The sequence below is a fragment of the Pseudomonas thivervalensis genome (assembly GCF_001269655.1).
GTDB lineage: Bacteria > Pseudomonadota > Gammaproteobacteria > Pseudomonadales > Pseudomonadaceae > Aquipseudomonas > Aquipseudomonas thivervalensis.
This window is the reverse complement of record NZ_LHVE01000012.1, coordinates 1-25,039: the sequence shown is the minus strand read 5'-3', so window position 1 is coordinate 25,039 and position 25,039 is coordinate 1. Positions and strand designations below refer to the sequence as shown.

The 25,039-nt window shown below is 62.3% G+C and carries 24 protein-coding genes; 11 read left to right on the top strand and 13 right to left on the bottom strand.

Annotated features, from left to right (window positions below; translation table 11 throughout):
* Positions 1 to 115: 115 nt before the first annotated feature.
* Both AD659_RS16445 and AD659_RS16440 read right to left on the bottom strand, forming a co-directional pair.
* A complete protein-coding gene (locus tag AD659_RS16445) occupies positions 116 to 451 on the bottom strand; it encodes a DUF6388 family protein (protein ID WP_053123146.1) in 336 nt (111 codons plus the stop codon).
* Between the two features lie 2 nt (positions 452 to 453).
* Positions 454 to 714: a hypothetical protein gene (locus AD659_RS16440; protein WP_053123144.1), complete on the bottom strand. Its 261-nt coding sequence runs from the start codon at positions 712 to 714 to the stop codon at positions 454 to 456.
* A gap of 140 nt (positions 715 to 854) precedes the next feature.
* Between AD659_RS16440 and AD659_RS16435 the strand changes: the two genes are divergently transcribed.
* Entirely contained in the window at positions 855 to 1,205 is a 351-nt protein-coding gene (locus AD659_RS16435) for a hypothetical protein (RefSeq protein WP_053123142.1), read from the top strand.
* A 104-nt stretch (positions 1,206 to 1,309) separates the two neighbouring features.
* On the opposite strand, the gene AD659_RS16430 is transcribed toward AD659_RS16435, so the two are convergent.
* Entirely contained in the window at positions 1,310 to 1,741 is a 432-nt protein-coding gene (locus AD659_RS16430; protein ID WP_053123139.1) for a GNAT family N-acetyltransferase, read from the bottom strand.
* 163 nt (positions 1,742 to 1,904) lie between these two features.
* Between AD659_RS16430 and ggt the strand changes: the two genes are divergently transcribed.
* The 4 genes from ggt (at position 1,905) to AD659_RS16410 (ending at position 6,287) form a co-directional block, all read left to right on the top strand.
* Entirely contained in the window at positions 1,905 to 3,632 is a 1,728-nt protein-coding gene (ggt, locus tag AD659_RS16425) for a gamma-glutamyltransferase (protein ID WP_053123137.1), read from the top strand.
* 38 nt (positions 3,633 to 3,670) lie between these two features.
* Complete coding sequence (locus AD659_RS16420; protein ID WP_053123135.1) at positions 3,671 to 4,204, top strand: cysteine hydrolase family protein; 534 nt, start codon at positions 3,671 to 3,673, stop codon at positions 4,202 to 4,204.
* A gap of 195 nt (positions 4,205 to 4,399) precedes the next feature.
* Entirely contained in the window at positions 4,400 to 5,620 is a 1,221-nt protein-coding gene (locus tag AD659_RS16415; protein ID WP_053123132.1) for a hypothetical protein, read from the top strand.
* Between the two features lie 34 nt (positions 5,621 to 5,654).
* The gene (locus AD659_RS16410; protein WP_053123130.1) at positions 5,655 to 6,287 is read left to right on the top strand and encodes a Vgb family protein; all 633 of its coding nucleotides are present in this window, start codon (positions 5,655 to 5,657) and stop codon (positions 6,285 to 6,287) included.
* A gap of 167 nt (positions 6,288 to 6,454) precedes the next feature.
* Here the strand turns inward: AD659_RS16410 and AD659_RS16405 are convergent, their stop codons facing one another.
* Together AD659_RS16405 and AD659_RS16400 are read right to left on the bottom strand one after the other, a co-directional pair.
* Complete coding sequence (locus AD659_RS16405) at positions 6,455 to 7,315, bottom strand: CAP domain-containing protein (RefSeq protein WP_053123128.1); 861 nt, start codon at positions 7,313 to 7,315, stop codon at positions 6,455 to 6,457.
* Between the two features lie 345 nt (positions 7,316 to 7,660).
* The gene (locus AD659_RS16400; RefSeq protein WP_053123126.1) at positions 7,661 to 8,626 is read right to left on the bottom strand and encodes an EamA family transporter; all 966 of its coding nucleotides are present in this window, start codon (positions 8,624 to 8,626) and stop codon (positions 7,661 to 7,663) included.
* Between the two features lie 666 nt (positions 8,627 to 9,292).
* Here AD659_RS16400 and AD659_RS16395 point away from each other — a divergent pair.
* Together AD659_RS16395 and AD659_RS16390 are read left to right on the top strand one after the other, a co-directional pair.
* Entirely contained in the window at positions 9,293 to 10,423 is a 1,131-nt protein-coding gene (locus tag AD659_RS16395) for a sensor histidine kinase (protein WP_053123125.1), read from the top strand.
* A gap of 95 nt (positions 10,424 to 10,518) precedes the next feature.
* Positions 10,519 to 11,610, top strand: coding sequence for an SMP-30/gluconolactonase/LRE family protein (locus AD659_RS16390; protein ID WP_053123123.1), 1,092 nt, complete (start codon positions 10,519 to 10,521; stop codon positions 11,608 to 11,610).
* A 227-nt stretch (positions 11,611 to 11,837) separates the two neighbouring features.
* On the opposite strand, the gene AD659_RS16385 is transcribed toward AD659_RS16390, so the two are convergent.
* The 4 genes from AD659_RS16385 to AD659_RS16370 all read right to left on the bottom strand — a co-directional run bounded on the left by AD659_RS16385 (position 11,838) and on the right by AD659_RS16370 (position 16,564).
* Positions 11,838 to 12,224: a DUF1850 domain-containing protein gene (locus tag AD659_RS16385; protein ID WP_053123121.1), complete on the bottom strand. Its 387-nt coding sequence runs from the start codon at positions 12,222 to 12,224 to the stop codon at positions 11,838 to 11,840.
* Positions 12,221 to 14,248, bottom strand: a complete 2,028-nt coding sequence (locus tag AD659_RS16380; RefSeq protein WP_053123119.1) for a TRAP transporter permease — start codon at positions 14,246 to 14,248, stop codon at positions 12,221 to 12,223. The genes AD659_RS16385 and AD659_RS16380 overlap by 4 nt, the downstream gene beginning before the upstream one ends.
* Before the next feature lie 79 nt (positions 14,249 to 14,327).
* Positions 14,328 to 15,278, bottom strand: coding sequence for a TAXI family TRAP transporter solute-binding subunit (locus tag AD659_RS16375; RefSeq protein ID WP_053123117.1), 951 nt, complete (start codon positions 15,276 to 15,278; stop codon positions 14,328 to 14,330).
* A 287-nt stretch (positions 15,279 to 15,565) separates the two neighbouring features.
* Positions 15,566 to 16,564, bottom strand: a complete 999-nt coding sequence (locus tag AD659_RS16370) for a LacI family DNA-binding transcriptional regulator (protein ID WP_053123115.1) — start codon at positions 16,562 to 16,564, stop codon at positions 15,566 to 15,568.
* Between the two features lie 167 nt (positions 16,565 to 16,731).
* Between AD659_RS16370 and AD659_RS16365 the strand changes: the two genes are divergently transcribed.
* The 3 genes from AD659_RS16365 (at position 16,732) to AD659_RS16355 (ending at position 20,471) form a co-directional block, all read left to right on the top strand.
* Complete coding sequence (locus tag AD659_RS16365) at positions 16,732 to 17,907, top strand: Gfo/Idh/MocA family protein (protein ID WP_053123113.1); 1,176 nt, start codon at positions 16,732 to 16,734, stop codon at positions 17,905 to 17,907.
* Positions 17,904 to 18,995 carry a sugar phosphate isomerase/epimerase family protein gene (locus tag AD659_RS16360; protein ID WP_053123111.1) on the top strand — a complete coding sequence of 364 codons (1,092 nt, stop codon included), beginning with the start codon at positions 17,904 to 17,906 and terminating at the stop codon, positions 18,993 to 18,995. Before AD659_RS16365 ends, AD659_RS16360 begins: the two co-directional genes overlap by 4 nt.
* Before the next feature lie 246 nt (positions 18,996 to 19,241).
* Positions 19,242 to 20,471 carry a nucleoside permease gene (locus tag AD659_RS16355; protein ID WP_053123109.1) on the top strand — a complete coding sequence of 410 codons (1,230 nt, stop codon included), beginning with the start codon at positions 19,242 to 19,244 and terminating at the stop codon, positions 20,469 to 20,471.
* Positions 20,472 to 20,489: 18 nt separating this feature from the next.
* Here AD659_RS16355 and AD659_RS16350 read toward each other — a convergent pair whose 3' ends face one another.
* Positions 20,490 to 21,146: a polysaccharide lyase family 7 protein gene (locus AD659_RS16350; RefSeq protein ID WP_053123106.1), complete on the bottom strand. Its 657-nt coding sequence runs from the start codon at positions 21,144 to 21,146 to the stop codon at positions 20,490 to 20,492.
* A gap of 245 nt (positions 21,147 to 21,391) precedes the next feature.
* Here AD659_RS16350 and AD659_RS16345 point away from each other — a divergent pair, with 245 nt between their 5' ends.
* The gene (locus tag AD659_RS16345; protein ID WP_053123104.1) at positions 21,392 to 21,727 is read left to right on the top strand and encodes a hypothetical protein; all 336 of its coding nucleotides are present in this window, start codon (positions 21,392 to 21,394) and stop codon (positions 21,725 to 21,727) included.
* 165 nt (positions 21,728 to 21,892) lie between these two features.
* Here the strand turns inward: AD659_RS16345 and AD659_RS16340 are convergent, their stop codons facing one another.
* The 3 genes from AD659_RS16340 to AD659_RS29995 form a co-directional block, all read right to left on the bottom strand.
* Positions 21,893 to 23,656 carry an L-lactate permease gene (locus AD659_RS16340; protein ID WP_053123103.1) on the bottom strand — a complete coding sequence of 588 codons (1,764 nt, stop codon included), beginning with the start codon at positions 23,654 to 23,656 and terminating at the stop codon, positions 21,893 to 21,895.
* Positions 23,657 to 23,943: 287 nt separating this feature from the next.
* Positions 23,944 to 24,288: a DUF6124 family protein gene (locus AD659_RS16335; protein WP_053123101.1), complete on the bottom strand. Its 345-nt coding sequence runs from the start codon at positions 24,286 to 24,288 to the stop codon at positions 23,944 to 23,946.
* A 377-nt stretch (positions 24,289 to 24,665) separates the two neighbouring features.
* A partial coding sequence (locus tag AD659_RS29995) for a hypothetical protein (RefSeq protein WP_211269635.1) occupies positions 24,666 to 25,039 on the bottom strand: 374 nt, incomplete at its 5' end.

Genomic DNA, 25,039 nt, shown 5'->3' with positions numbered 1-25,039 from the left:
TGCGATCTTTCCGACTTCAATTGAGTCTCAAGCGAAAGATCAAAAGATCGCAGCCTCGCTTCGCTCGGCAGCTCCTACAGAGGCCAGCGGGAGCAAGCTCCCTCGCCACAGGGGGTCAGTGCTTGGCCTTTAGGCCATTCAACTCGCAATACTCCGCCCATTCCATTCCCGCCATCTCCGCCACTTCCTTATGCACCTCCAGGCGCTGGGCCTGGTAGTCCTCGGGCGAGGCGGCGGTCAGTTGCAAGGTCAGTTCCCAGGCAAACAGGCCCAGGCGCTCGGCCTCGGCTTCGAACGCTTCATGCAAGCGCTCGGCGCGGTACTGCGCGGCGGTCTCGCCCTTGGCCTGGGCCAGCAGCGGGTTGAGGTTGTCCAGTTCGAGGCGCAGTTCGGGGCGCTCATCGAGAAACCGTTCCAAGGCCCGTTCGTGTTGCTGTTCGGTTGCCGCCATGGTCACTCCTTGGGGGATGAGGATTGCTTCTTGCTGGCCTTGGCCGCAGCCGCCAGGCATTCGAGGGCGAATTGTTCGGTGTAGGTCATCTGGATCGGCGTGGTTTCGCCCTTGACGGTACGTTCGCCGTCGAGGATGTAGCGAATTCGTTTGTCGGTGACGCCGATGCGCTTGGCGATCCAGGACGGTGTCTGGCCGATCTGGCTGATCAGTTTGTCGGCGTATTCGGTGGTGGGTTTGTAGAATTCGGCGTTGGGGGTCATGGGGTGTCCGCGTGGCTGGTGGCAATGGCGCGACAGCGTGCGCGAATCGCAGGCCGATGTCCCGTGTAAATTTCAGTAAAGCAGCACGAAGGCGCAGGCCGCAGTGCTACAGTCCGTTTTTTTCTCGATGAGTGAACGCAATGCGAATGTTGACCGTGGCCCTGGCCGCAACCTTGCTGGCCGGCTGCGCGGGTTCGGCGATGAACGAGGCCCGGACCCAGGCCCCTTACAAGACCCTGACCTCGGACAAACCCGAACAGGTTGTGGCCCAGTGCGTGCAGTTTTCCTGGCAGGACGAGGCGGTATTCGGTGTCGACGCCGGCGCCTATCTGCAACCGGGCAAGAAGGGCGGCTCGACGGTCTACACTCGCTCCGCCGAATCGTTTGTCGATTTGCACGCCGGTGCGACGGGCACCGAGTTGAGTTATTACGCCAAGCAAGACGATTTCGTGGCCAAGCGCCGGTTGGCGGCGTTGGCGACTTGTCTTTGAGCCGATAGACCGAGGTGCCTGCCATCGCGAGCAGGCTCGCTCCCACACTGGTCCGGGGGTGGCCGAAAGATTGCCATCTACCGCAACCCCACAGGGGCTGGGTTTCAGTCAGCGGCGGTCAGGCGCTTCTGGAAAAAGAAGCGCTGATGGCCCGGTGGGTAGTCGTCGATCTGGCCGATTTCCGTGAAGCCGTGTTTGCGGTAGAACGCCGGCGCCTGGAAGTCGAAGGTGTCCAGCCAGATGCCCACGCAGTTCTTCTCTCGGGCCAGTTCTTCGGCCATCTGCATCAAGGTCGAACCGGTGCCTTGGCCCCGGGCCTGTTCCGGCACCACCAGCAGCTCGATGTACAGCCAGCGAAAAAACACTCGGCCATACAGCCCTCCGACAATTTCCCCCTGTTCATCCCGCACCAGCCAGGCCACCAGTTCAGGTGCACTTCCACCGGTCTGGGCCGTGTTATAGCCGCGCAGCGGAGCGAGGATGGCCTGGCGTTCCTCGTCGGTAGGGGTATCCGTGCGTTCGATTCGTAGCGTCATCGGCGATGTCCTTATGCAGTCAAGATGAACCGCAGGAGCCTATCCCAAAGGCTGCCTTGACGTCACGGGTCGACTTGGAAACAGGCGCATTACGCAAACCAAGCCATACTAGCTAGCTGCTTGATGCGATCCCCGACTTTTTAAAACAAGAAGAGGCCGACTCATGAAGTTCGAATCCTTTGCCCGGATCCTCGTTGCCACCACACTGACCTTCAGTTGCCTGTATGCCCAGGCCGCCTCCCAGGCGCCAGTGGCCGCCGAAAACGGCATGGTGGTCACCGCCCAGCACCTGGCGACCCACGTGGGCGTCGATGTGCTCAAGAACGGCGGCAATGCCGTGGATGCGGCGGTGGCGGTGGGCTATGCCCTCGCGGTGGTGTATCCGGCGGCGGGCAACCTGGGCGGGGGTGGGTTCATGACCCTGCAACTGGCCGATGGCCGCAAGACGTTCCTGGATTTCCGCGAAAAAGCCCCCTTGGCCGCCACCGCCAACATGTACCTGGACAAGGACGGCAACGTCGTGCCCGAACTCAGCACCCGCGGCCACCTCGCTGTGGGTGTGCCCGGCACCGTGTCCGGCATGGAACTGGCGTTGAGCAAGTACGGCAGCAAGCCCCGCGCGGAACTGATCGCCCCGGCCATCAAGTTCGCCGAGGAAGGCTTCACCCTGGAGCAGGGCGATGTCGATCTGCTGGAAACCGCCACCGATGTATTCAAGAAAGACATGCGTGACTCCGGTGCGATTTTCCTGCACAACGGCGAGCCCATGCAGGTCGGCCAGAAGCTGGTGCAAAAAGACCTCGCCAAGACCCTGCGGGAAATCTCCGCCAAGGGTGCCGACGGCTTCTACAAAGGCTGGGTCGCCGACGCCCTGGTCACCTCCAGCCAGGCCAACAAAGGCATCATCACCCAGGCCGACCTGGACAAATACAAGACCCGCGAGTTGGCCCCGGTGGAATGCGACTACCGCGGCTACCACATCATCTCGGCGCCGCCGCCCAGTTCCGGTGGGGTGGTGTTGTGCCAGATCATGAACATCCTCGACGGCTATCCGATGAAGGAACTGGGGTTCCATTCGGCCCAGGGCATGCACTACCAGATCGAAGCCATGCGCCACGCCTACGTGGACCGCAACAGTTACCTGGGTGACCCGGACTTTGTGAAGAACCCCATCGACCATCTGCTGGACAAAAACTACGCCGCCAAGCTGCGGGCCGCGATCGAGCCGCAAAAGGCCGGCGACTCGCAGAAGATCAAGCCCGGCGTAGCGCCCCATGAGGGCAGCAACACCACCCATTACTCCATCGTCGATCAGTGGGGCAACGCCGTTTCGGTCACCTACACTTTGAACGACTGGTTCGGCGCCGGTGTCATGGCCAGCAAGACCGGGGTGATCCTCAACGATGAGATGGACGACTTCACCGCCAAGGTCGGTGTTCCCAACATGTACGGCCTGGTGCAGGGCGAGGCGAACGCCATCGCGCCGGGCAAGGCGCCGTTGTCCTCCATGAGCCCGACCATCGTCACCAAGGATGGCAAGACGGTCATGGTGGTGGGCACCCCGGGTGGCAGCCGCATCATTACCGCGACGTTGCTGACGATCCTCAACGTGATCGACTACGGCATGAACCTCCAGGAGGCGGTCGATGCGCCGCGTTTCCATCAACAATGGATGCCGGAGGAAACCAACCTGGAGACCTTTGCAGCCAGCCCGGATACCCAGAAGCTGCTGGAGAGCTGGGGGCACAAGTTCGCCGGCCCGCAGGACCCCAACCACATTGCGGCGATCCTGGTCGGCGCGCCATCATTGGGCGGCAAGCCCGTGGGCAAGAACCGTTTCTATGGCGCCAACGACCCTCGTCGCAACACCGGGTTGTCGCTGGGTTATTGAGGGGCTGCACGACTCCAACACCGTTTGAAGAGGACAATATGAACACCGCATTGCTGATCATCGATGTCCAGGAGGCGCTGTGCAGCGGCGAAGAAGCGTGCTTCGACCGTCAGCGCATCCTCCAGACCATCAACGACCTCGGTGCCAGGACCAGGGCTGTCGGCCGGACAGTGATCCTGATCCAGCATGAAGAGCTGGAAGGAGCGTTGACCTATGGCGCCGCCGGCTGGCAATTGACTGACGATCTGTTGACCGCGGCGGACGACCTGAGGGTACGCAAGACCACGCCCGATGCTTTCTACCAGACCGACCTGCAACCGTTGTTGCAGGCTCGGGGCATCGACCGCCTGGTGATCTGCGGGCTGCAAACCGACTATTGCGTCAACGCCACCGTGCGCCAGGCCCATGCCCTGGGGTATGACGTGGTCCTGGCGGCCGACGCCCACTCAACCGTGGACAACGGCAGCATGACGGCCGAGCAGATCATCGCCAATCACAACAACCGGCTGGGGCGGTTGAGCAGTGCGGTGTCGCGGATCGATGTGGTGGCGGCTGCTGACATCCGTCTGTAGCCGATACTCATTGCTTGGGCTGCGGCAGGTTTGGGGTGAGGCACGCATTTGTGGCGAGGGAGCTTGCTCCCGCTGGGTCGCGAAGCGCCCCCCCATGACGCTGCCCACATCAACCTGACACACCGTGGCGCCTGGCCTTGGGGCCGCTGCGCAGCCCAGCGGGAGCAAGCTCCCTCGCCACAAAGGTCATCGTTCATGGATTATGAGATCACCACAGCGGCGCAGGCGCTGGCAGCGGGGGATCCCGTGGCCGCGCTCAATCGCGTCGCCTTGCGCAACGATGCCCCGGCCCTCGCGCTTCGTGGTATCGCCATGGCGCAACTGGGCGATCTGGCCAAGGCCTGCGCCCTGATGCGTCGGGCCGGCGCGGCCTTCGGGCCCGAGGAGGCCGTGGCACGGGCGCGCTGTGTGATCGCCGAAGGTGAGATCGCCTTGGCGTCCCGTGACCTGGCGTGGCCGATGAAACGCCTCGACGCCGCGCGCGCGGTGCTCGAAATCCACGGCGATCGAGCGAACGTGGCACATGCCGACACGATCGACATCCGCCGCCTGCTGTTGATCGGTCGGCTCGACGAGGCCGAGCTTAAACTCGTCGGGCTGGACCTTTCCAGTCTGCCCTCAGCATCACGTGCGGCCTGCGAGTTAGTGGCCGCGGGGATCGCCATGCGGCGCCTGCAAATACAGAGCGCCCGCGCCGCCCTCGAACGGGCCGGGCACGCCGCACGGCAAGCGGGAATCGGTGCACTGAGTGCCGAAATCGAAAGCGCCTGGCAACTGCTGCGCAGGCCCGCCGCGCGGCTGATCGCCCGAGGCGAAGCGCGGCTGCTCGTGCTGGAAGACGTGCAAGCCCTGTTGGCCGGGACAGCATTGGTGGTGGACGCGTGCCGCTATGGGGTCAGTGGCGCTGGCATTCAGGTCAACCTGGCCCGACGCCCGGTGTTGTTTGCCCTGGTGCGCGGGTTGGCGCAAGCCTGGCCCGGCGATGTGTCGAGGGCAGCGCTCATGAGCGAGGCCTTTGGCTTGAAGCTGACGGATGAGTCCCATCGCGCCCGGCTGCGGGTCGAGATGGGTCGGTTGCGAGCGATGCTTCGCCCGTTGGCGGAGGTGAAGGCCACCTCGCGCGGTTTTACCCTGGTGCCGCGGCAGGCCGACGAGGTCGTGCTGCTCGCGCGCCCCGTCGAGGAACCTCACGGGGCGGTGCTGGCGTTGCTGGCCGACGGCGAAGCCTGGTCCAGTTCGGCCTTGGCGTTGGTCTTGGGCACCAGTCAGCGCAGCGTGCAGCGAGCCTTGGAAATACTGGCCGCCGCCGGCAAGGCGCAGTCGTTCGGGCGCGCCAGGGCCCGGCGCTGGACGGCGCCGCCGATGCCCGGATTCGCGACGGTATTGTTACTCACGGCGCTGCCATCCGAGGGTTAGGCTGCCGTCACACCCCACCGATGAGGCGAGTGAGATGAAACGTTCAGAAGCACAGATCCTGCGTGAATACGGCCCATTCCCGGGCGTCGACTGCGTGCACGGCGTCAGCCATGACGGCGAGCGCGTCTGGTTCGCTTCGGGCGACAAACTGCACGCCCTCGATCCCGCCAGCGGCCAGACCGTGCATGCGCTCGATGTCCCGGCGAATGCGGGCACGGCGTTCGACGGCGAGCATCTGTTCCAGATCGCCGGTGACAGCATCCGCAAGATCGATCCGCGCACCGGCCAGGTCCTGGCAACGATTCCGGCGCCCAACAGCGGGGACGATTCGGGCCTGGCGTGGGCCGAAGGCTCGCTCTGGGTCGGTCAGTACAAAGCGCGCAAGATCCTGCAGATCGACCCCGCCGACGGCAGGGTCCTGCGCACCATCGAGTCCAACCGCTTCGTCACGGGCGTGACCTGGGTCGATGGCGAGCTGTGGCATGGCACCTGGGAAAATGATGAGAGCGATTTGCGGCGTATCGATCCGCAAACGGCGCAAGTGCTGGAAAGCGTGACGATGCCACCTGGGATCGGTGTGTCGGGGTTGGAGTCCGACGGGGCCGACCGGTTCTTCTGTGGCGGCGGTGGCAGTGGCAAGGTGAGGGCGGTGCGTCGACCGGTGTGAGTGCTGGCAGATTCGCCGTAGCCCTTGTGGCGAGGGAGCTTGCTCCCGCTGGACTGCGAAGCAGGCCCAGGTATTGGCGACCGCTTCGCGCTGGAGCGCCAGCCCGGTCGAGCGGGAGCAAGCTCCCTCGCCACGACAGCGGGTGACTCAGCGCCGGGAATGGTATTTCACGGCGCGCCAAGCACCATCGTCCAGTACACCCCCGCATCGCTGCTTGAATCGCTGGCGGACGCTGCACCCATCTGGGTGAACATCGGGTTCATCAGGTTGGCGCAGTGCCCAGGGCTGGCGAGCCAGTCGTGCAGGGCCTGGCTCGGTGAGCGTTGTCCGGCGGCGATGTTCTCGCCCAATTTACGTCCGCGAAAGCCGGCGCTCTTGGCCCGGTCTGAGGTGGAGCGTCCGTCCGGGTCGCGATGGGCGAAATAATTTTCCCTGGCCATCGACCGGCTGTGGCCTTGGGCGGCGGTGCCCAGCGCGGCATTCCAGCTCAGCGGCCGAGTCGCCGCGAAGCGCTGGCGCCCGCACATCCGGGGCTTGGCCCTGGCGGCATTGACCTGGGCCAGCAGCGTCTTGTCCGACGAGCCCACATCGCTCATCCGCGTGCCGCCCATGGGCTGCGCCAGCACCACGCGCCATTCGTCGCCGACCCGATTGACGCCGATGTCGGCGTACTGGTTGTCCAGCAGCGCTGCGCAATGTTCGTCGGCCAGCATCTCGAAGGCCTCTTCGGCATCCCGCGCGTCAGTCAGGCGGATGCTGCGCACGGCCTGGGCTTGATAGCCGGCGTCTTTCAAGGTATCCCGCAGGCCACCGCGAAAGCCGATCGGCAAGCCCAGGCTCGAACGCAGCACCAGCGGCGGCGTAGCCCGCACGGTGCGCCATTCACAGCGGCGCGACAGGCTACGGAAGTCGTTGATGGCCTCCACCAGTTGCCTTTCGCCGCGGGCATGGGCGGGGCTGGTGAATAAGGGAAACAGGGCAAGCAGGCACAGCGAAACGAAACGGCAAGAGCGAACAGGGTGGCGCATGGGGCGAACGGCTCAAGAAGGGGGAGTTGCTTTAGCGCCAGGCGTGGCGCCGATCAGCTGGAAAACCTGTGCTGGAGGTAGGCAAGGTTTTCACGGCTGGGGTAGGACTGTGGGTTTGGGAACAAGTTTCAGGACGGTGAAGACTTAATCTTCAGGTCCGTGTGGGGCTGTCTGGTCCCATGACGGGCATACGCTGTAGCGCTGACTGAACACCATTGTGGCGAGGGAGCTTGCTCCCGCTGGCCTGCGAAGCAGGCCCAAGGCATTGGCGACCGCTTCGCGCTGGAACGCCAGCCCGGCCGAGCGGGAGCAAGCTCCCTCGCCACAAAAGAGTGTTCAGTCAGTTCAATTAGCTGTTCCAGCGACAGGCACCTTGACCCGCTCAACCTTGCGATAAGTCAGCAACACGATGCCCGTCACCACAATCGCACCGCCCAATATCTGGCCCGGGTTGAGCATCTGGTCCAGCACCAGCCAGCCGATCAGCAGCGTCGCCAGCGGTTCGATGTTCATCACCGGGGCGTTGCGCGGCATGTCCAGGCGGGGCACGGAGATGAACAGCACGATGAAGCCGGTGCCGTAGAGCACCACCAGGGTCGCCAGGGCGAACCAGCCGGTGCTGCTGGCTGGCAGGTCGAAACCGCCGGGCAGGGCACCGGTCAGGCCGGCGAGGTTGACGCTGCTGAACACGATGAAAATCGTCAGCAGGCTGCGGACCGAGCCGCGCACCTGGGACAACTTGTGGTCGGTGATCCACAGCGCACAGGCGAACACACACGCGGCGCAAAAGGCCAGGCCCACCCCGAGCAGCCATTGCGGGCCGACGTCCTGCCCGGACGACAACCGCGCCGGCACTTCCAGCACGAACACCAGCCCCACCAGGATCATCCCCATCAATACGGCGGTGCGCGCCGTCGGGCGGGGGCCGCCCAGGGCCCAGGTGAGCAAGGCCAGCAGGATCGGAAACACGTTGCCCACCAACAGCGCCAACGCCACCGGCACTCGCGCCACGGCGGAGTACAGGCACAAGCTCTGGGCGCCGATCAGCAGCCCCAGGGTCAATTGCCAACGCCACGCACCGGGTGGCAGGCGCAGGCTCTGGCGCTGCCAGAGCACCATTGCCGCCAGCACCAGCAGCGTTCCGCCCGAACGCAACAGGATCGCCAGCAGCACCCCGGCACCGTCGTCAAAGGCTGCGCGGGCGGCGACGTGGTTGCCGGCGAAGGCACAACCCATGCACAGCAGGACGAGCACTGCAAGATGGCGGGGTAAGGGCGCGGGGGTAGCAGGTGTGGCAATGGAGCGGGTCATGGCAGATGTCTCAAAGGCGGCCGCCAAGGCAAAAGGCCCCGGATCAGCTATTTTTAGTTATAGGTTGTCGTACAACTTTAAGGTTTCTGCCTCATGGGTTGCAAGGGATAAGGTCTGCAGGCCTGTACGCTCTGTTGCAGACCGCATTTCCCCTGTGGGAGCGAGCTTGCTCGCGATAGCGGTGGTTCAGCTAAATAAATGTCGGCATGTGTCCTGCTCTTGCTCTTGCTTTGGATCTTGATCTGGACGCCCCGTTAACCACGATGGCCGAACGCAGGCATTGCGCAGTGGGCATCCCCGCACGGATGCCGGGATAGCCGCGCTGGGCCATGGATGGCCCTTCGCGGCGGGCCCACGGAGCAATGCCTTCGTTCGGGCATGCCGAGCCTAGGCGAGGCACCGAGTGGTGGGGCAAAGCGTTTTTGGTTACTTTTGGCTGGTCCGGCTCCCGGCTCTTCCAAAAGTGACCGCCGTAAGGGCGGAACCGCCAGCAGCCGTTACCGAAGAAACGGATATACACCCCACAAAAAATACACTTCAGAACGAATATCAAAATCCCCGGCAACGACTTAAGTGAACAGCATTCCGCACATTGCCCAATGCTTTGCTGTACAACAATCTGACCCCTGTGTCGTTCACAGCCTTACCCTTCAAGCGGAACCCCTCATGCGCCTGGCTGATTTCATCCTCGACAACATCGAGCCGATTCTTCAGGCGTGGGAAGACTTCGCCAAAACCATCACCCCCGCGTCCATTGGCATGGATTCCGCGGCCCTGCGCGATCATGCCGAGCAGATGCTGCGTACCATCGCCGCAGACCTGCGTACCTCGCAAACGCGCAGGGAGGCGATTGCCAAATCCCACGGTGAGGCCCCGCCGGCCGATGCCGAAACCGCCGCCGAAACCCATGCGGTCATCCGCCAGTCCTCGGGTTTCACCGTGGAGCAGATGGTCTCCGAATACCGAGCCCTGCGAACCAGCGTGCTCATGCTCTGGATGCCGCACACGCAGTTGGATCACAAGCAGGTCATGGACGATCTGATTCGATTCAACGAAGCCGTGGACCAAGCCTTGGCCGAGTCCGTCGTCAGTTATTCGGGGGCGGTGGATGCGTCGCGCAACATCTTTCTGGGGATTCTCGGGCATGACCTGCGCAGCCCCTTGGGCGCGATCCTGCTGAGCTCCGAAGTGCTGCTACGGGCCGGGGACCTGCCCGCCAAAGCCACCAAGATCACGTCGCGCATCTACACCAGCGTCAAGCGGGCCAACAAGATTGTCGGCGATCTGCTGGATTTCACCCGTACCCAACTCGGCTCGGGCATTCCGGTGCAGCGCTTCAACGGCGATCTGGTGGCCGCCTGCGAAGGCATGGTGGAGGAGGCGCGGGCCTATCACCCGGAAAGCCAAATCCTCTTTGAGACGACCGGTCCCCTGGAGGGGCTGTTTGATCCGGCCCGCATGGAGCAGGTCTTCGCCAACCTGATCGGCAACGCCGTCCAGCATGGCGCCGAGGGCACGCCGATTACCGTTTCGTTGAGCGCTGAAGGAGATATGGCAGTGATCGCGATCAACAACCAGGGCAAGCCCATCGAGAAAGAGGCCATCGCCAACATCTTCAACCCGATGGTCCGAAATCTGCGCAGCGGTGAAGCGCAATACGGTTCCACGGCCGGGCTCGGGCTGGGCCTGCACATCGCCTCGGCAATCGTATCGGCTCATCAGGGCACCATCGAGGTGCATTCGAAGGCGCGAGTCGGCACGACCTTCACCGTTCGCATACCGCTGCACCCGGACTGATGATTATCCGGATGAGCCGCCCCACATGCTTGTACGATGTCTTATCACAGAGTAAAACTGTCGTCCCGTCCAATAATAATTAACGGAGACGCACGATGGATGCTTCGCAAGCTGCAACCGCCGCCGATCAGGGCCGCCGGGTCTTCCTGAAAAAATCCCTGGTGGTCTCGGCCGCCGCCGCCACCCTCGGCAACCTGCCAAGGCTCGCCCAGGCCGAGCCCTTGAGCCAGCGTTACCCGGACCCGCTGGTCAACATCCTTGATCCCAGTTTCATGGACCTGCGCATCTTCAACGCCAGCGTGGAGAAGCTCGCCAGCGGCCTGCGCTGGGCGGAAGGGCCGGTGTGGGTGGGGGACGGGCGCTACTTGCTGGTCAGTGACATTCCCAACAACCGCATCGTGCGCTGGGATGAAATCACCGGCGGCCTGTCGGTGTATCGCGAGAACTCGAATTTCTCCAACGGCATGTGCCGCGATCGCCAGGGTCGGCTGTTGGTGTGCGAAGGCTCCACCACCGCCAGCGAAGGCCGGCGCATCACCCGCACCGAGCACAACGGCACGCTCACCGTGCTGGCGGACAGTTTCGAGGGCAAGCCTTTCAACTCGCCCAACGACATCGTCTGCAAGCGGGACGGTTCCGTCTGGTTCACCGACCCACCTTTCCAGACCGGCAACAACTACGAAGGGCACAAAGTCACGCCCGTCCAACCCCACGCGGTGTACCGCATCGACGGCGAAACCGGCAAGGTCACCCGGGTGATCGACGACCTGGCGGGGCCGAACGGGTTGTGTTTTTCCCCGGACGAGAAAACCCTCTACGTGGTCGAAGGCCGGGCCAAGCCCAACCGCCTGATCTGGGCCATCGCGGTCAAGGACGACGGCACTCTGGGCGAGCGGCGCAAGCACATCGAAGGCCTGGATTACGCGGCGATCGATGGCATCAAGTGCGATGAGAGCGGCAACCTCTGGTGCGGTTGGGGCGGCAATGGCGACCCCAAGGCCGACCTGGAAAAGCTCGATGGCGTGCGGGTGTTCAATCCCGAAGGCAAGGCCATCGGGCACATCTCCCTGCCGGAGCGCTGCCCCAACGTCTGCTTCGGCGGCCGGGAAGGCAATCGGTTGTTCATGGCCGGCAGCCACTCGTTGTATTCGCTGTTCGTGAATACCCGAGGGGCGACGTTTGCCTGATGCGGGTGTAACGGATAGCTTTTGTGGCGAGGGAGCTTGCTCCCGCTGGACCCTGTAGGAGCTGGCGAAGCCTGCGATCTTTTGATCTTGATCTTTCGCTTTTGATTTAATTGTCAGTGGAAAGATCGCAGCCTCGCTCCGCTCGACAGCTCCTACAGGCGCAGCCCAGCGGGAGCAAGCTCCCTCGCCACAGATGTTCACTGTGTCTGCGGTATTTTTTGATGGCCTCAGGACAGTCCGCAACTCCACAGCTCCACCGTCGGTTGACGTGCCGTAGGCGGCCCCAACCAATAGCTCATCGCCCGACAACGGCCATCGAAACACAATTGATAGTCGCCAGCCTGGGGCGTGCGCGCCAGTTTCAGCGGTTGCAGGGGCGGCACCTGGCGCTGATAGTGCCAACTGCCATTTTCCAGCCGGGCATGGTCGGGGATCTCCATGCCCGCGCCATTGCCTTTGACCCTGGCTTCGCCCAGGACCAGGCCCTGTTCGCTGACTCGATAATCTTCCTCCCAGCGGACCTTCTCGATGGTGTGGTTCCAGGCCAAGGTGAAATCGGCCACGGCAAGCTGGGCCCAGACCACCCCGGACAGGCCCAGGCACAGGCCGATCACGCCAAGGCCCGCCCGCGACGTCGCGCTCGCCAGACGTGTTGGAAGATCAGCAGCCCACCCAGCATGAAGCCAATCTCGTCGGTCAGGGGCAGGGCAACCACCAACAACGCGCCAGCGGCAAAGCACAGCAGGCGTTCCCAAACCGGCATTTTCTGTTGCAGGTAACCGGTGGATGCCATCCCCCAGAGCCCGACGGCCAGCAACGTCTTGACCAGCATGTACGCGGTCATCCACAGGTTGTCGCCCTGGAGCATCAAGGCCGGGTTATAGACCGTCATGAACGGAATGACGAAGCCGGCGAGGGCGATGCGCACCGCCCAGAAGCTGATCTTCAGGCCACTTTCCCGGGCAATGGGCGCGGCGGCGAAACACGCCAGTGCCACCGGGGGTGTCAGGTCGGCGAGGATGCCGAAATAGAACACGAACATGTGCGACACGATCAGCGGCACGCCCAGTTCCAGCAGGGCGGGCGCGGCGATGGAACTGGTGATGATGTAGTTGGGAATGGTCGGGATGCCCATGCCCAGCACCAGGCAGGTGAGCATAGTGAGGATCAGCGACAGCAACAGGTTGTCCCGGCCGATGGCGAGAATATAGCCGGCAAAGGTGGACGCCACGCCGGTCAGCGAGACCACCGCGATGATGCTACCCACCAGGGCGCAGGCGATCCCCACCGGCACGGCATGACGCGCACCATCCACCAGGGCATGCAGGCAGATGACCAGGGTTTCCCGTGTGCCTTGCATGAACCAGCAGGCCACCACCAGCACGCCGATCACCGCAAAGACGACGCCGATGCCCAGCCGGAAAAAGCCCACGCAGAGCAGCCCCAACGCGATCCAGAAGGCACAGCGCAACGCGTAGTTCGAGACCTTGAGAATGATCGCCGAGCCGAGAATCACGATGGCCGTCAGCGCCAGGCCGACCATGCCGGAAAACAGCGGCGTGCGTCCGGAAAACAACAGGTAGACCAACACCCCGAGCGGGATCAGCAGGTACCAGCTTTCCTTGACTGCGCCCCATGCGCTGGGGCATTGGTCCTTGGGCAGGCCCTTGAGGTCGGAGCGCTTGGCCTCCAGGTGAACCATCCAGAACACCGAGCCGAAGTACAAGCAGGCGGGTATCAATGCGGCCTTGGCGATTTCAACGAACGGCACGTTGATGGTTTCGGCCATGATGAACGCCACCGCGCCCATCACTGGCGGCATAATCTGGCTGCCCATGCTGGAGGTGGCTTCCACACCGCCGGCAAACGCGGCCCTGTAGCCGAAGCGCTTCATCAGCGGGATGGTGAATTGCCCAGTGGTGACCACGTTGGCGATGCCCGAGCCGGTGATGGTGCCCATCAGTGCCGATGACACCACGGCCACTTTCGCCGGGCCGCCGAGTTTATGGCCGAACAGGCCCATGGCGAAATCGGTGAACAGCTTGATCATGCCGGCCTTTTCCAGGAAGGCGCCGAACAGGATGAACAGGAAGATATACGTGGCCGACACGTAGGTGGGCGTGCCGTAGAGCCCTTCGGTGCCGAACGACAATTGGTTGATGATTTGATCGACGCCATAGCCGCGATGGGCCAGGTCGCCCGGCAGATATTCGCCGAACAGGCCATAGGCCAGGAACACGCCGCAAATGATCGGCAACGCGATGCCCATTACCCGCCGCGCGGCTTCGAAGACCAGCACGATCAGGATCACGCCGATAACCATGTCGGCGGTGGTCAGGTCGCCAGAACGCTGGATCAGGTCGGCCTCGAACACCCACTGATAGACAGCTGTCGCCATGCCCCCCAGGCCCAGGACCCAGGCCAAGGGTTGCCAGGGACGCTGCTTGCCATAGGCCGGGTAGCTGAGGAACACCACCCACAGCAGGAAGCCGACATGCACGGCCCGCAGCACGATGCTGGAGACCGGCGAAAACGCCGCGGTGACGATCTGAAATATTGAAAACAGCAAGGCCACGTAGAACAGGGTCTTGGGCCAGTCCCGCGGGTCCGTGGCGATGCCGTGCTGGTCTTCACTCATGAGGTGCCTGCCTTCTGTTCACATCCAAGGGGTGAAAACACGCCGGTCAACGACGGCGAGCGCCGTTGACCGTATCGGGCTACAGCGCGCCCACTTCCTTGTAGTAGCGCTCGGCACCGGGGTGGAGCGCGATGGGCAGGTTCTTCGCGGCGTTCTTCAGGTTGATGTCCTTGGCCGCTGAATGGGAGGTGCCCAGGCGGGTGAGGTTTTCGAACAGCAGCTTGGTCATCTGGTAGGCCACCTCATCCGGGACATCTTCACGGGTGACCAGGATGTTGGTGATGGCCACGGTCGGTACGGCATCGGTCTGGCCATCGTAGGTATTGGCCGGGATCATTGCGCTCTGGTACGCCGGGTTGCCGATTTTCTCCACCACGTCGGTGGGCACCGATACGTAGCTCAACGCCATGGTCGAGGCCAGGTCGCGAATGGCTGCCATGCCCAGGCCCGAGGATTGAAGCGTGGCGTCCAGTTGACGGTTCTTGATCAAGTCCACCGATTCGGCGAACGGCAGGTATTGGACCTTCATGTCCTGGTAGGTCAGCCCCGCAGCCTTGAAGATGGCCCGGGCATTGAGTTCAGTGCCGGACTTCGCCGCGCCAACGGAAACGGTCTTGCCCTTGAGGTCGGCCAGGGTCTTGATGCCGGACTCCTGGCTGGCGACGATCTGGATGTAATTGGGGTAGGCGCCGGCGATGGCGCGCAGCTTGGTCAACGGCGCCTTGAAACCAGCGTCTTCCACGCCGTTCTTGGCGTCCGCCACCGAATCGCCCAAAGCCAGGGCCAGCTCCCCGCGCCCGGCTTGCAGCAGGTTCAGGTTTTCCACCGAGGCCTTGGTGGCCTGCACCGAGGTCTTGGCGTCCTGAATGCCGTTGCTGTAGATCTGTGAAAGCCCGACCCCGATCGGGTAATAAACACCGCTGGTGCCCCCCGTCAGGATGTTGATGTACACCGGGGCTGCCTGGGCCGCGGTCGTGACCGCCAAGGCTGCCGCGGCGGCCAGGAGGGTGAAGCGCTTGTTGACTTGCATGGGGACCTCTCCGTCTTGTTATGGCTTTATGCAGAGTTCTTCCACTGTAGTTCAAACGGGGGCGCAGGCGAGTCGAGACACCGTAAAGGCCTTTTTTGTGGCGAGGGAGCTTGCTCCCGCTGGGCTCTGTAGGAGCTGGCGAAGCCTGCGATCTTTTGATGTTGATCTTTCGCTTGAGACTCAAGTGTCTTGGGAAAGATCGCAGCCTCGTTGCACTCGTCAGCTCCTACACAGCTCCTACAGGGCGCGCCCCAGCGGGAGCAAGCTCCCTCGCCACAGGTTCCTGGTTATGCCAGAGGGGCCGTACTGCCACGCACCGTCAACTCAAACGGCAACACCACATGCCGTTCGGCAATCGGCTTTTTCTCGATCAAGGCGATCAGCATCTCCACCGCTTTTTGACCAAACGCTTCGGCAGGCTGGGAAATGGTGGTCAGGGGTGGGTCGCAGTAGGCGGCGAACGGAATGTCGTCAAAACCCACCAGGGAAATATCCTCCGGCACCCGCAAACCCATGTGCTTGATGCGCCGGAGCGCGCCGATGGCCATCTCGTCGTTTTCACAGAACAGTGCGCTGGGGCGGTCGGCCAACGCCAGCATCGCGCCGGCGCCGTCGTCACCGGCCTTCAAGGTGAAGTCGCCATGGCAGATCAGGCTGGGGTCGACGGCGATGCCGGCCTGGCGCAGGGCGTCCTGGTAGCCGGCCACGCGGTCCAGGGTCAGGGGGCTGCTGCGGGGGCCCTTGATGATGCCGATGCGGCGATGGCCGAGGCCGATCAGGTGCTCGGTCATGGCTTGGGCAGCGGCGCGGTTGTCGAGGCTGATGGTCGGGTAGGAGGCGTGCTTGACCACTTCGCAGGCGTTGACCAGCGGCAGGCTGTCGGCGCCTGTGGGTATCGATTCGAAAGGATCGCTGGCGCGCAATTGGATCACCCCGTCAGCCTGGTGGGCGTAGACCAGGGCGGCGAATTCCCGCTCGATTTCCCCCCGGCCCTGGGTGTCGCACAGCAGCAATCGGTAACCCGCCGCCTGCGCGGCCTGCTGTGCGCCGCTGATGACCCGGGCGAAAAACGTGTTGGCGATGGCCGGCACCAGGATCACCAGGTTGCCGGTGCGGCGGGAGCGAAATTGCACCGCCATCAGGTTGGGCCGGTAGCCGGCCTGTTCCACTGCCGCGTTGACCTTGTCCCGGGTCTCGGGAAGCACCCGCTCGGGCGATTTCAGCGTTCTGGACACCGTGGCCACCGAAACACCCGCCAGCCGGGCCACTTCACGAATGTTGGACAAAATCACCTCGGGGAAAAGGGGGTACGGTGAGGGAGCTTACCGCAGGTTGGGCGCCTGACAAATGTTCAGGCGTGAACCCTTTGGGTTTGACACGGAGGAAAACTGAGCCTAGATTTCCGTCATGATGTAACCGGTTACATCATCATCCTGACCAGAAGAGAATCGCGATGAATCCTGTAGCACCGAAAATAAGAATGGGCTTCGTCGGCGGAGGAGAGGGCGCGTTCATCGGCCAGGCCCACCGTCAGGCCGCGGGCCTGGATGGCGGTTTCGAACTGGTGTGCGGCGCGTTCAGCCGCGACCCTCACAACACCCGGCAGACCGGTGCGGCCCTGGGCCTGACGGCGTCGCGGTGCTATCACGACTGGCAGCAGATGCTCGACACCGAAGCGCTGCTGCCACTCGATCAGCGCATGGAGTTGCTGGTGATCGTCACCCCCAATCACCTTCACGCACCCATTGCCAGCCAGGCCTTGAAAGCCGGTTTTCATGTGTTCAGCGAGAAGCCCGCCGCCCTGGACCTCAAGGAGTTGCTGGCCCTCAAGGAAGTGCTGCAAGGCAGCCGTTGCCTCTACGGCCTGGCCCACACCTACCTGGGCTATCCCATGGTGTGGCAGGCCCGGGATATGGTGCGCTCGGGCGTGATCGGCGCGGTGCGCAAAGTGCTGGTCGAATACCCACAAGGTTGGCTCAGCCAGGATGTCGCCGCCCAAGGCAACAAACAGGCCGAGTGGCGCGACGATCCCGGCCAGTCCGGGTTGGGCGGTTGCATCGGCGACATTGGCACCCATGCGTTTTCCCTGGCCGAGTTCGTTGCTGACCAACCCATTGAGCAACTGTGCGCCGCGTTGGGCACCCATGTCCCGGGCCGGCAATTGGATGACGACGCGGCGATGCTGTTCAAGATGGCCGGCGGTGCCAGCGGCGCGTTGATCGCCAGCCAGGTCTGCACCGGTGAAGAGAACCCGCTGAAGATTCGTGTCTACGGTGACAAGGGCGCCTTGGAGTGGCGCCAGGAAGAACCGGCGAGCCTGATCCATCGCGCCTTCGACCAACCCCTGCGCACCCTGCGCAGCGGCGTTGGCCAGCCGTGGCTGTGCGAGGCGGCCACGCGGCGCATGCGTCTGCCGGCCGGGCATCCGGAAGGCTACCTGGAGGCCATGGCCAACCTCTACGGCGATTTCGCCCAGGCCATTCGCAGCCATGCCGAAGGCCCTGACGCCCCCGGCGTACCCGGCATCGAGACCGGCTTGCGGGGCATGGCGTTCATCGAGGCCGCCATCCTCAACCACCGTGGCGAGGCGAAATGGACCGCCGTGCAAACTGGAGCATCCTTGTTGTGAATACCCCCGACCAAACACCGAGCGGCCTGCGCGGCCCAGGCATTTTCCTGGCGCAATTCATGTCCGCCGAAGCCCCGTTCGACACCCTGGCCAATATTGCCCAGTGGGCCGCTTCACAAGGCTACAAGGCGATTCAACTGCCGACCTTGGGCACGCAATACATCGATCTGGCCCGGGCCGCCGAAAGCCAGGCCTATTGCGACGAGCTCAAGGCCACCTGTGCCCAGGCCGGTGTCGAGATCAGCGAGTTATCGACGCACCTGCAAGGCCAATTGGTGGCGGTGCACCCGGCGTTCGACGCGCTGTTCGACGACTTCGCCCCGGCCCATGTGCGCGGCCAGCCCCAGGCGCGGACCGAGTGGGCGATCGAGCAACTCAAGCTGGCCGCCCGCGCCAGCCAGCGTCTCGGGCTGAAGGCTCATGCGACGTTTTCCGGCGCGCTGCTATGGCCGTATGTCTATCCGTGGCCGCAACGCCCGGCGGGTTTGGTGGAACAGGGTTTTGCCGAACTGGCCCGGCGCTGGTTGCCGATTCTCGATTGCTTCGACGCGGCCGGTGTGGACCTATGCTACGAAATCCACCCCGGCGAAGACCTCCACGACGGGGCCTCGTTCGAGCGCTTCCTGGAGGCGGTGGATTATCACCCACGGGCGGCGATTCTCTACGACCCCAGCCATCTGCTGCTGCAACAGATGGACTACCTGGGCTTCATCGACCGCTACCACGCACGCATCCGCATGTTCCACGTCAAGGACGCCGAGTTCCGCCCCGATGCCCGTTCCGGGGTGTATGGCGGCTACCAGGGTTGGGTCGATCGCCCTGGGCGGTTCCGTTCATTGGGTGACGGCCAGATCGATTTCAAATCGATCTTCAGCAAGCTGACCCAATACGATTTCAGCGGTTGGGCGGTCCTGGAGTGGGAATGTTGTCTGAAGGATTCGCAACAGGGCGCCGAGGAAGGTGCGGCGTTCATCCAGCGGCACATGATCAGCAAGACCGGCAAGGCGTTCGATGATTTCGCCAGCGTCACGGCGGATGAGGATTCCAATCGGCGGTTGTTGGGTTTGCCCCCGAGACCAAAAGCGTAACCCTTGTGGCGAGGGAGCTTGCTCCCGCTGGGCTCTGTAGGAGCTGGCGAAGCCTGCGATCTTTTGATCTTGATCTTTCGCTTTTGACCGAATTGTCAGTGGAAAGATCGCAGCCTCGCTCCGCTCGACAGCTCCTACAGGCGCAGCCGAGCGGGAGCAAGCTCCCTCGCCACAAAAGCAGGCAGGTCACAAAAGCGGCGCAAAGTTTTTCATTTTTACAAGAACAACAATAAAACGGTGACGGTCATGACCACGATGAATGCACGCCTGAGCGTGATGATGTTCCTGCAATTCTTTATCTGGGGCGGCTGGTTCGTCACCCTGGGGACTTTTCTCTCCAGCACCCTGGGCGCCAGCGGTGGGCAGATCGGCATGGCGTTCTCCACACAATCGTGGGGGGCGATCATCGCGCCGTTCGTCATCGGCCTGATCGCCGACCGTTTCTTCAACGCCGAACGGATCCTGGCGGTGCTGCACCTGCTCGGCGCGGTGCTGCTGTATCAGCTGTATTCGGCGGCGGATTTCAGCGTGTTCTACCCGTATGTGCTGGTGTACATGGTGGTCTACATGCCAACGCTGGCCCTGGTCAATTCCGTGGCGTTCCGGCAGATGCGCGACCCGGCGCTGGAGTTCTCCCGCATCCGGGTGTGGGGCACCCTTGGCTGGATCGTCGCCGGCGTGGTGATCAGCTTCGTGTTCGCCTGGGATTCGCGCGAAGCGATCGCGGCCGGCGGCTTGCGCAATACGTTCCTGATGGCCGCCATCGCGTCCCTGGTCCTCGGGCTCTACAGCTTCACGCTGCCAGCCACGGCACCGCTCAAGGAGGCCAGCGCTGGCGGCGTCAAGCAACTGCTGGGGCTGGATGCGTTGAGGCTGTTGAAGGACCGCAGCTACCTGGTGTTCTTCATCGCCTCGATCCTGATCTGCATTCCCTTGGCGTTCTATTACCAGAATGCCAACCCGTTCCTGGCTGAAACCGGCATGACCAACCCCACGGCGAAAATGGCCATCGGGCAGGTCTCGGAAGTGTTGTTCATGCTGCTGTTGCCGCTGTTCATCCAACGCTTCGGCATCAAGCTGGCGCTGTTGGTGGGGATGTTGGCGTGGGCACTGCGTTATGCGTTGTTCGCCTACGGCAATAACGGCGACCTGGCGTTCATGCTGTTCACCGGCATTGCCCTGCACGGCATCTGCTACGACTTCTTTTTTGTCTCGGGGCAGATCTACACCGACGCGAAGGCACCGGAGCGCTTTCGCAGTTCGGCCCAGGGCCTGATTACCCTGGCGACCTATGGGGTGGGGATGCTGATCGGCTTCTGGGTGGCGGGGCAGGTGACCGATCACTTTATCGTGGCCGGTGGGCATGACTGGCAGAGCATCTGGCTGTTCCCGGCCGGTTTCGCGCTGCTGGTGTTGGTCTGCTTCCTGTTTACCTTCCGCAGCCAGCAGGCGCTTGTCGCGCCGTCAAAGGCTTGAAACAAGGCTGGGCGCCAGTCATTTGTGACTGACGCTCAGCTTGGTGTAGGTCACTTTCCCGCCTTCGTTGGAATAGCCCTTGTTGTCCAAGGTGTAGACGCCAGCCTTGAAGTAGAAGTCGTAGCCTTGCCAGGACTTGTCCAGCTTCACCTGTTTGCCACCGGTGCCGATCAGCACCGAGAGCTCGCCTTGCTTGTTCATTTGCAGCGTGTACGAGAAGGATTTGTTCAGCGGAACCTTGGGCACCGTGTAGATTACCGGACTGCTCTTGTCCTTGGGCTTGACCCGGTATTCCACGTCGATATTGCCGGTGCCCTTTTCGTAGCGGTACACCAATTTCAACAAGGGGGTCGGCGCTTCCTTGGCGTGAATCTGCGCCACCACCACACGGCCTTCGGAAGGCACCTGGTTCACCGACAGCTCGCCCTTGAGGGTGTTAGTGCCGCTGTTGTAGCGCCAGTTGCGGTGTTTCCCGTCCCTGCTGGTTTCGCGAAGTTCGGAGCGCGGGTAATCGCTATTGCCAGTGTGGGAACCGGTGACGGGCGCCCAGAAGATGATCCTCTGGCCGTTATTGTCGAAATATTTGTTCTTCAAGGTCGGCATGGCTTTGGTCGCCACGACCTGCGCCGGCGTTTGCACCGGCAGGGTAATGCTCCAGACAGTTACGTCAATCATGATAAAACCCTCCAACGGGACCGGCCGTTACCTATCGGCCGTTATGGCAATAAATTGCCTTCCGTGGCGTAGTTTTCATGTTATCGACGAGGGTCTGTTTCGCTGGAGGCGCACCTGACGGATGGCTCTGCGATAAGCCTCTCAGGCACTGAATTGGGCGGATTTTGGTGTATCAATTTGTTGCTTGGGGTAGAGTACGCGCCGCCCGAGAGACGGATCCCGGGCGTCTTCCCATGGAGCGTCAAATGAATCACATCAGCAAAGTTGTCGCCTGCACACTGTTCGGCCTGGCCCTGGCGGGTTGCACCGGCACCCCGATGAAAACCCAGCAATACGACAGCAGCCAATACACCGTGGTCGGCCACAGTGAAGCCAAGGCCACCGGCCTGCTGCTGTTCGGCCTGATCCCGATCCGCCAGAACAACCGTTTCGTGCGCGCCCAGGACGCCGCGATCAAGGCCAAGGGCGGCGACGCCATGATCAACACCCAAGTCCAGGAAAACTGGTTCTGGGCCTGGGTCCTGACCGGCTACACCACCTCGGTGTCCGGTGATGTGGTCAAGCTGAAAAGCGTTCAGTAAACGTGCTTTCAAGGTAGGTGCGCCAATCTGTTTTGAAGGCGTTCACCTGTGGCGAGGGAGCTTGCTCCCGCTCGGTTGCGCAGCGACGCAAAAAACGGGGCCGCTGCGCGCCCCAGCGGGAGCAAGCTCCCTCGCCACAAAAGCACGTGCTCACGTCCCTATCTATCAATGTCCGCCGACGACCATATGCGTGAACGGCGCCACATACGCCTGCAACGTCACCAGCCCGCCCACCAGAATCGCCAGCACCACCGAGTGGAAAAACACGTAGCGAAGGATTTCGCCTTCGTGGCCGTACCAACGGGTTGCGGTGGAGGCGACCACGATCGACTGGGCGTCGACCATCTTGCCCATCACCCCGCCAGAACTGTTGGCCGCGGCCATCAACACCGGGCTGATGCCCAACTGCTCCGCCGTCACCCGTTGCAAACCGCCGAACAACACGTTGGACGCCGTGTCCGAACCGGTCAGCGCCACGCCGAGCCAGCCCAGCAGGGTGCCGAACATGGGATAGAAGATCCCCGTGGCGGCGAAGGCCAGGCCCATGGTCGCGTCCAGGCCTGAATAGCGCGTGAGGAACCCCAATGCCAGCATCGCCACGATGGTGATCAGCGAGTAGCGCACCACCCACAGCGTTCGCAAGTAGTGGCGCACCAGTTGCGGGATGGAATAGCCCATCAGCAAACCGCCGAGAATCGCCGCCAGGAAGATGCCGCTGCCCGTGGCAGTGAACCAGTTGAACTTGTAGACCGCTTCCTCGGTTTTAGGCTGCGGCACCACGGGCGGGACTTTTTCGATCTGCTGGTGAATGGTGCCGAAGGTCACCAGTGGCGAGAAGATCGGGTTGGCCTCGCGCATCGGCTTGCCTTGGGGGTCGAGCCTGGCCGATTGGGTTTGCGGGTCCAGTGCCGGACGGGTGTCGAACAGATTCTTGAAGCCTTGGGTGCCCCAGGCGAAGACGAATACCGTGAGGATGATCCACGGCATCCAGGCACGCAGCACGGCGGGGCGGTTGTCGCTGCCGAAAGCGCCGGTGGTGACGGGTTGCTGTTGCTCGCTCGCCTCGATCTTCGAGTCATCGTGCCGACCCGTCAACGCCGCCGACGTATGCACCGTGGCCGGTTTCCAGACTTTCAGGAAACCGGTGAGGCAGGCCATGGAAATCAGTGCAGCGATGACATCCACCAGCATCGGCCCGTGGTAGTTGGACACCAGGAACTGCGGGATGGCGAAGCTGACGCCGGCCACCAGGATCGCTGGCCAGACCTCCAGCATCTTGCGCCAGCCGGCGAAGGCCCAGATCAACCAGAACGGCACCAGCACCGAGAAAAACGGCAACTGCCGACCGACCATCATCGACAGCTCCATTTCGTCCAGCCCGGTGACTTTGGCCAGGGTGATGATGGGCGTGCCAAGGGCGCCGAAGGCCACGGGTGCGGTGTTGGCGATCAGTGCCAGGCCCGAGGCGGCCAGAGGTGAAAAGCCCAGCCCGATCAGGATCGCCCCGGTCACCGCCACCGGCGTGCCGAAGCCCGCCGCGCCCTCGAAGAACGCGCCGAAGCAAAAGGCGATCAACAGCAACTGCAAGCGGCGGTCGTCAGTGATGCGCGCGAGGGAGTCCTGCAGGACCTTGAACGAACCGTTCTCGGTGGTCAGCCGATGCAGGAAAATGATGTTGAGGACAATCCAGCCAATGGGCAGCAACCCGTTGGCCGCGCCATACAACGCTGCGGAACCGGCCATGTCGGCGGGCATGCCGAAGGCGAAAATCGCGATCAGCAACGCCGAGGCCAGGGCGTACAACGCCGCGAGGTGCGCCTTGACATGAAAGAACGCCAGGGACGCCAGCATCACCACCACCGGAACCGCCGCCAGGAGCGTCGACAGCACCACATTACCGAAGGGATCGTAGACTTGTTGCCAGACCATGTTCCACCTCTGCTTTTTATTGTTGGAAGTGCAGGCCCCGTGGGGGATTGGCAGAGAAGTATAGGCGGGGATTTATTAAGCGATTGCCAGGCAAACCCCTGTGGCGAGGGAGCTTGCTCCCGCTGGGTTCTGTAGGAGCTGCCGAAGGCTGCGATCTTTTGATCTTGATCTTTCGTTCTTCGACTCAATTGTCTGGGACAAGATCGCAGCCTCGTTGCACTCGACAGCTCCTACACAGCTCCTACACAGCTCCAACAGGCACGGTTCAGTGGGGCAAGGGGGATGCGCTATGTCGACGGGCGTGCTTCGACGTTATCCAGCGCGCGGTTCGCCAGCATTGCGCTCAGTTCGATCAATTGCTGGATACCCAGGGCAATGTGGCGTCTTGAGCCTTTCAGGTCGTAGGCCAGGTCACTGACCATGGCATTGGCCGAGGCGAGGTTTTCGCTGAAGTTTGCAAGCAGGGTTTCGGTGTCGATGCCAGGGGCAACGGTGAACAGCTGGCCGGGATCGGCTTCGGGTTTGCTGGGTTTGGGCTTGAGGTAGGAATCGAGGATGCGGTCGGCGGCTTTGTCGAACGCTTTTGAATTGGATGGATCGGTGTCCGGTGGGTTCGGCGTTACTTTGAACATGGTGAATCTCCGTGATTGGTTGAGCCACCACGACCTATCGCTAAACAAGTAAAGGTGGCGGCTGTACGCAGGTTAGCGATCCGGGTCACAGAAACCCCGGGTAGACCAGAAGGTCTCCCACGCACAGCCACCATAAAGCGAGTTGCAGACGTAAAGACTGCAATCGAGACTGGGCATTGTTGCGTCTGTGTTGAGTCGGATCGCTAAACCCGATCGCTGATTTATCAGCGACGGGGAAACGATAGAGCCCGACCTCCAGGCGCACAAGCCGGCGGATTCTGGCGTAGTTGTAGGTAACGGCGCAAGACAACGTAGCCCGAACCCGAACGTTCCTACATCGGGATAAACAAGGTCCCCTGCTGGACGGGGGACCTGGGTTAATAAAGCACCTGTGGCGAGGGAGCTTGCTCCCGCTGGGTTCTGTAGGAGCTGGCGAAGCCTGCGATCTTTTGATCTTGATCTTGATCTTGATCTTGATCTTGATCTTGATCTTGATCTTGATCTTGATCTTGATCTTGATCTTGATCTTGATCTTGATCTTGATCTTGATCTTGATCTTGATCTTGATCTTGATCTTGATCTTGATCTTGATCTTGATCTTGATCTTGATCTTGATATTGATCTTGATCTTGATCTTGATCTTGATCTTGATCTTGATCTTGATCTTGATCTTGATCTTGATCTTGATCTTGATCTTGATCTTGATCTTGATCTTGATCTTGATCTTGATCTTGATCTTGATCTTGATCTT